Annotated in this window: 4 protein-coding genes; 2 read left to right on the top strand and 2 right to left on the bottom strand. The window is 33.2% G+C overall.

Annotated features, from left to right (window positions below):
• Positions 1-162 precede the first annotated feature (162 nt).
• Positions 163-1,839, bottom strand: coding sequence for a tyrosinase family protein (locus GJV03_RS15145; protein WP_154130461.1), 1,677 nt, complete (start codon positions 1,837-1,839; stop codon positions 163-165).
• A gap of 326 nt (positions 1,840-2,165) precedes the next feature.
• On the opposite strand from GJV03_RS15145, the gene GJV03_RS15140 reads away from it, so the two are divergent.
• Together GJV03_RS15140 and GJV03_RS15135 are read left to right on the top strand one after the other, a co-directional pair.
• Positions 2,166-4,250 carry a multicopper oxidase domain-containing protein gene (locus tag GJV03_RS15140; protein WP_154130460.1) on the top strand — a complete coding sequence of 695 codons (2,085 nt, stop codon included), beginning with the start codon at positions 2,166-2,168 and terminating at the stop codon, positions 4,248-4,250.
• 390 nt (positions 4,251-4,640) lie between these two features.
• Positions 4,641-5,828, top strand: coding sequence for a benzoate/H(+) symporter BenE family transporter (locus tag GJV03_RS15135; RefSeq protein ID WP_154130459.1), 1,188 nt, complete (start codon positions 4,641-4,643; stop codon positions 5,826-5,828).
• Positions 5,829-5,929: 101 nt separating this feature from the next.
• Here GJV03_RS15135 and GJV03_RS15130 read toward each other — a convergent pair whose 3' ends face one another.
• Positions 5,930-6,700, bottom strand: coding sequence for an alpha/beta fold hydrolase (locus GJV03_RS15130; protein WP_154130458.1), 771 nt, complete (start codon positions 6,698-6,700; stop codon positions 5,930-5,932).
• Between the last annotated feature and the right edge of the window lie 329 nt (positions 6,701-7,029).

Here is a 7,029-nt window from a genome sequence, read left to right as displayed (position 1 = left end):
CTCACCATGTACAAACTCTACAGCAATAGATTGCTCCATTGACAGTAAATTCTGAAAAATTAGCCACAACCAGACCAATAAAGCAATTTTCATTACAATCATAAAAGATTTTCTTTTAAATAAAGAAAAGTAGTTTTTAATCTTCATGGCTATTTAAACTCATCAGTTATCTTGATGAACAGTGATTTTTTCAATACTGAGTGTTGATTTTTGACTTAAACCAATAGGTTCAACATAAAGTTGTAAATCATCTAACTCTTGAATCTGATTATTAAGATAAAGCTCGTCAACATATTCTGTAATATCGATAGATAAATTGATCCCTAAACCAGAATCTTCTCCATTTTGTTTAGATGCATTGATTAAACCAAACAATGCAACAGATTTTAAAGTCTGCTGATTTGGTGTTTTTATTGATAAAAATACCCCTTCTTGATTTCCCTTAATGCCTTCTACTAGTAAATAAAATTTACTTGGAGTAATTAATTTTTTAAGATTTTGCTCTATTACTTGAACTACTGACTTAAATCCATTTTTCAATTGTGGATTTTTTTTATCTATTGAGATCGATACAGGTGTTAAGCCTGTAATTTGGATTTTATTTGTTGTTGATCCTATGAGTTCAATATCCGTTTTCTCCTGATTAAATTTATCTAAACCAAATTTTTTCATTCTAAGAAGTACTTTATTCGAAGTACTGACTGGGCTGAGTTTTGTGCCAAATGCTACTGTATAGATATAAGATGAAGTATATTGATAATTCAACCCTTCTTCATTAGTTACATCTTTAGGGACAAAATCCCAATTAGTTTCATCTGGATTTGGGACAATAAATGGTGATCTAAGCTCAGGAGATAACCAAGTATCGTCTGTTGGATTGGTATTGTTTGTTGGATCTATATGATCGTAGTTATTCCAAACACTCCAGAGGCGATCAATATTGGCATGATGCACATAAAAAAGCGGATCTAGTGCTGCAAAATTAGGATCATTCATCAAACCGAATGTGCCAACCCCACCAACTAATACATGCATGATGTTATGAGGGTACTGTTCAACTGAACCCGTACCAGACCTATGACCATCATGTGAAAAATTAGTTTCCCCACCACCAAAACCTAATTCCTTGACAATATCATTATCTATTTTTGAAGTAAAATTTAATGTATACAATGAATTTATGGTTTCTTTATTTAAATCAAAATCAGGTTTTGCTTCTTGTAATTGGTTTAAGTTAATAAATGTTTGATCCGTTAGATCGGCTGGATTGGGATACCGTTGTTGTAAATAAAGAGGATTTGATTCTCCATTAAAGGTCTTTTGAGTGAAAGCTGGAGGAATGCTTATTGAATTAAGATTCGAATAATCTTTGTCATTATAGTCCCAATAAGGTAAAGCCCAATCATCTGGACCACCGAGCTTTATAATATGCTTACGTAAAATTGTTTCAATAGCGAGTAAATATCCTCTATGCCAGGGTAAAAAGAACCATGTTGCGTGTTGGCATTGGTTCCATAACCCATCACCCGTTTCTACATCATGAATTTTAATAAGTGCTTGCACATTAATTTTTTGGAATTCTGGGAAATCTATAAGCTTGTGCCAATTTAACTGCTCTTTTCCCGTATCATCCACATCATCCATGGTTATTCCATGCATTGCACCAAAGAATCCCCAGCTATTATGGTCTTCTAAAGGTAATTTACGCATTTCTGCAACAGCTTTCGCATACCAATAAAGGTCTTTATTTCCTTTTTCCGGATTAGAAATAAAGGCCTCATCATCTAGCAATACCCCACAATTTTCCCAAACACTTCTTCTGATATAATTTTTAGCCATAATCTTCTACCTTGTTATAAAATGAAGTCTTTTAAAGTTTTAACTTTTGATTGAATTTTATTCAAAATAACAAAATAAAATTTAATATGCAACGAAATCATTAATTTACAGAAGGCTATTTACAAGCTATTTCGTCAATTAACACTCATTAATACAACAAAAATTTATACAGTTTGAATAGAAAATAAGAATTGCCAATTAAGACACAGAATAAAATCTATGGCTTCAGTAAATATTTTGAAAAATGGAAAAATTATTATTTAAGTCTTTACGAAACAAAAAAATAAGTACAATATGTATAAATATTAATCACATAAAAACCAAACATGAAAAACTATATTACTATTTTAACACTATTAGCATCAACACCACTCTATGCAGGTATTCAAAACCCTCCTCTTTTTAATAACAGCAATGTAGATTCAAATTTTGTTTCTATTGATTTAGAAGTCGATAAGAAGCTCGGCGAAATTTATAATCCAGTGACAAACCGAATTGATTCGGTCGAACTCCGCCAATATATCGATCCACACAACCCCTTAGCTAATCAATTTGTTGCTCCAACTATTCAAATTAAACAAGGGAAGTCATTAAAAGTAAATTTAATGAATAATTTACCTTTATATGAGTATAAAAAAAATAATGGTGAGATCGAAAAGACGCCGAATTGTCGTGATGAACATAATACGATTGGTTGTATTAATACCACTAACCTGCATACTCATGGATTGCAAGTCAACCCTGAATATACTGTTATGCCAAGTAAGGATGGCAAAGATAAAGGTATTGCAGCTGATAATGTTTTTATTAAAATTAATCCAAAAGAAAAACAAGATTATCAATTTGATATTCCTAAAGATCATCCTGCTGGAACTTATTGGTATCACGCACATTTACATGGTTCTACAGCATTACAAGTGACTAGCGGTATGGCTGGTGCTCTAATTATTGAAGGTAATCGATTACCAAAATTTGATGGGAAATCTTTTGAGCAAAAGGGTGATTTTGATGTCCTTTGGAAAGCCAAAAAACCATCAAAAATTTCTTTAAATAATATTCAGCATAAAATTTCAGCCGACAGCAATAATGATCTGATCATGGTTTTTCAACAAATACAGTACATTTGTGGTGATAACCAAAAGCTGTATAAAGTAAACTGTGAAACTAATGAAATTGGACACCTAGATGGTGATGTTGAAATTAAAATAAGTGATACTGATAAGTATAAATTGCTTAGCCCAAGTGGTTGGAAAAAGTCAGGACGCTATACCTCTATTAATGGTAATGTGCTCGGTCAAATAGATTTAAATCAAAATGAATTTTATCGTTGGCGTATGATTCATGGTGGTGTGCGAGATACCATTGGTCTACGAGTTTATAAGTTGGAAAAACCAATCAACACGCAAGACAAGCCTAATTTTATTGCCGAATGTCAAAAAGCTGCAAAACTCAACAATGCAATCAATTATTCAATCGTGGCACAAGATGGTTTAACCACGAATGCTATTCAGCAAACCAATACTATCTTATTACAACCTGGCTATCGATATGATGCGATATTTAATTTTAAAGATGCGGGTCAATACTGTGTAGTGGATAATGATAAATTTCCAGATTCATTTAAGGTCAATACAAATATTGAGGCAAAATCATCAACTGATACACCAGATCCAGATAAAGTTCTTGCTATTGTAAATGTTAAAGTAAGTTCTAGCCCTACAATTACATTAAAAGAGTTTTTAAAGTCAAAAGTTGAAGATATAACCCTAAGTAATGGTCAACAGCTTGATGCTATTACACAAAAACAAATTAAATCTGATTTAGATAATAATTTAATCACGGCTTTTACCCCATTAGATTCTTTACAAAATATTGAAAGTAGTAATAGCAACATCAAAATAGGTCAACAACAGCTTAATTTTAATATTAGTAAAGTCTTTGGTATAAGTAATGAAAAGTTTAACGCTGATTTAGCACTTCCTTATGGCGATAATTTAAACCGCTATTTAACTTTAAATGGAATTGATGAATGGACCTTAACATCTACTCTTGCGGGACATCCTTTCCATATTCATGTGAATCCTTTTCAAATTCAATCCGTATATAAGGTTGATGGTTCAAACAATCGTATAGGTGGAGATATAACTTTAGAGAAAAATACTAATCCTTTATTTAATGGTTTAAATGGTGTGTGGAAGGATACTCTTTTTGTTCCAACGGGTTATGAGATTGTGGTCAGAACCAAGTATGAAAAATTCACAGGAGACTTTGTCTTACACTGTCATATCTTAGATCATGAAGATCAAGGCATGATGCAAAATGTCCGTATTTGTGACCCGAATGATAAAGACTGTAAAACAAGACCATTTGGATATGTTGTACCTGCAGGGCTTCATTCACATGCACATTAAATGTATTAGTTCAGATCTGATCAAACATTGATCTTGAAAAAGAGAAAGCTACCCATTTTGATAAAGGTGTCGAATCTTAATCAAACAAAGGTAACTTTCTTATGTTGCATACTAACAATCAAATCATCAAGCATAAAGTAGGCTTACTCAATTTAATAACAACTTTGTTCCAGCAAAAATTACTTCTTAAAATCAAATCATAGTAGATAAAACACAATAAAAATCATTCTTAACGCCTTCACCTTTACCAGAGTTAAGTAAAAGGGGCAGAAGATAAAGTCATATTAGCAAACTGGTACCTTAAAAAATATTAAAAGTGTATCTTATGGAAATACCACAATCAAAAATACACTCTACTACTTCTTTTTTTAAATCTTAGGGGTAGAGTTTATGTCTTTTCAACATCATTCTAATGATTTTCTTCCCCCCATTATGGCCGGTTTAATTTCGGTCATCGTTAATTATGGTGGTACCTTTATTTTAATCTTCCAAGCTGCACAGATGGCTGGTCTTAGCCCTGAACTCACTGCCTCATGGGTGTGGTCTATTTCTATTGGGGTTGGTATCACAGGAATATTATTAAGTTGGTATACCCGAGAACCCATTATCACTGCATGGTCTACGCCTGCCGCTGCATTTTTAATTACGACACTTGTAACTGTGCCATATTCCGAAGCAATTGGAGCATATTTACTTTCTGCACTGGGATTTGTGATCTTGGGAATTACGGGCTATTTTGAAAAATTGATTCGTCTAATTCCAGCGGGTATTGCATCTGGTCTCTTGGCAGGTATTTTATTGCAATTTGGGATTGCAGCCTTTACCAATATGACAATTGATCCTTTTTTGGCGATTTCATTATTTTTGATTTACCTAATCACCAAGCGTTTTTCTGCAAGATTTTCCATTATTAGTGTCTTGATTTTTGGCTTTATTTTCTTACTTTTACAATCACGGATTGATTTCTCTGGATTTGAACTAAAATTAGCCTCGCCTATTTTTACCACACCAACTTTTTCTATAAACTCGATACTGAGTGTTGCCTTACCTTTATTTTTAATTACCTTAACAGGACAATATATGCCAGGTTTACTGGTTCTTAAAAATGATGGTTTTCACACCAATGCTAAACCGATTCTTATCGTGACAGGCTTAGGTTCGTTCCTCATGGCTCCATTTGGTTCACATGCGTTTAATCTTGCTGCAATCACTGCTGCAATTTGCACTGGAAAGGAATCCCACGAAGATCCTTCAAAACGCTGGATTTCAGGGATTGCCGCAGGTGTGTTTTATATTCTTGTTGGAATTTTTGGTGTAACGTTAGCAGCTGTCTTTGCAGCGTTTCCAGTCGCTTTTATAAGTACTTTAGCAGGACTTGCATTATTAGGTACAATTGCTGGAAGTCTTGCAAATGCGATGAGTGATATCGATTGCCGAGAAGCCTCACTTATTACCTTTCTCGCAACGACAGCCAACATCACTTTGTTTGGTGTTGGGGGTGCATTTTGGGGTTTGGTTTTAGGTCTAATTTCATATCTTGTACTCAATGGAAAATTCAAAACCAAGACACTTTCTTGACCCTACTGGACTAAAGAACTGGTAGTGTTTATAAAATAATCATTTATAAACAGCATATTACCTTTAAATATGCTGTTTTAATTTATTCAGAGCCTAAAACCTCATTCTATAAACCCAGAGATCATTTGATTGACTACAGCCGGTTTTTCAGCATGCAACCAATGCCCGACTTGTTCAATGACTTTAACTTTGCTATGACTAAACTGGGTTTCGATTGCACAAAAATGTTCAACTTTTGAGATATAGGGTGAGTTTCCACCTTTAATAAACAATGCTGGAATAGGATTCACCTGCTGATTTTCCCAACTTAAAATATCGGCATAATGATTAAATAAAGCTTGGACATTAAACAGCCATTTTCCCTTACTGAATGATTTTAATAAAAATTGAATCACCATTTCTTCTTTTAAATACTGACGCATAATCTCTGTTGCTTCTTTACGAGATTCAATTTGTGCATTTTCAACCGCAAATAAGGCTTTAAAAATTTGATCATGGTGATTTTCTTGATATGCAAAAGGTGTCATATCCAAGACAATCATTTTTTGCATACGATCTTGCGCTAAATCTGCAAGTTTCATTGCAATTTTTCCACCCATAGAATGTCCAATCGCAATAAACTTTTCAATATTTAAATGATCAAGTGTTTGCAAAACATCCTGAGCCATCAATTGATAATTCATTTCATCTGAATGTGCAGAATGGCCATGATTTCGAACATCAATTTGCAATAAGTTGAATTTACCTTGAAATTCACGTGCAATAATGCCCAAATTACTTAAACTTCCAAATAACCCGTGAATCAATACCAGTGTGGTTTTTTGAGTCCCATTGCTATCTTGAGCTTGATCGTATTGATAATTCAGTAACATTAAAAACCATCCAGAATTTAAATATTGCGCTTGCGCTATGATGACAAGAAGAGAAATGCAGAACAATAGCTTTATCATTCATTAACAATACTGCGACTTAAAAACAATCAATATCTTAACTATCTCTCTTCCAATACCGCACTTGATACACTGTTTAAGTTTTATCTTATTTATCCTCTATTTTGTAGTGAATACACATTTGGCTATAAATATAGACAAATGAGCGGTGGCCTTAATCTAAAGTTGAATAAATAATAAAAAATAAACCTCAATCTACTGTTGAGTCGGGGTTTGAATTACCTATATTATCAGACTTGATTTTTTTCGAT

The organism is Acinetobacter sp. RIT698 (assembly GCF_009668065.1).
Classification (GTDB): domain Bacteria; phylum Pseudomonadota; class Gammaproteobacteria; order Pseudomonadales; family Moraxellaceae; genus Acinetobacter; species Acinetobacter guillouiae.
This window is presented reverse-complemented; position numbering and strand designations above follow the sequence as displayed.

Coding starts and splice junctions, on each gene's coding strand:
- GJV03_RS15145 (WP_154130461.1), bottom strand. CDS start 1,839: ATGGCTAAAAATTATATCAGAAGAAGTGTTTGGGAAAATTGTGGGGTA.
- GJV03_RS15140 (WP_154130460.1), top strand. CDS start 2,166: ATGAAAAACTATATTACTATTTTAACACTATTAGCATCAACACCACTC.
- GJV03_RS15135 (WP_154130459.1), top strand. CDS start 4,641: ATGTCTTTTCAACATCATTCTAATGATTTTCTTCCCCCCATTATGGCC.
- GJV03_RS15130 (WP_154130458.1), bottom strand. CDS start 6,700: ATGTTACTGAATTATCAATACGATCAAGCTCAAGATAGCAATGGGACT.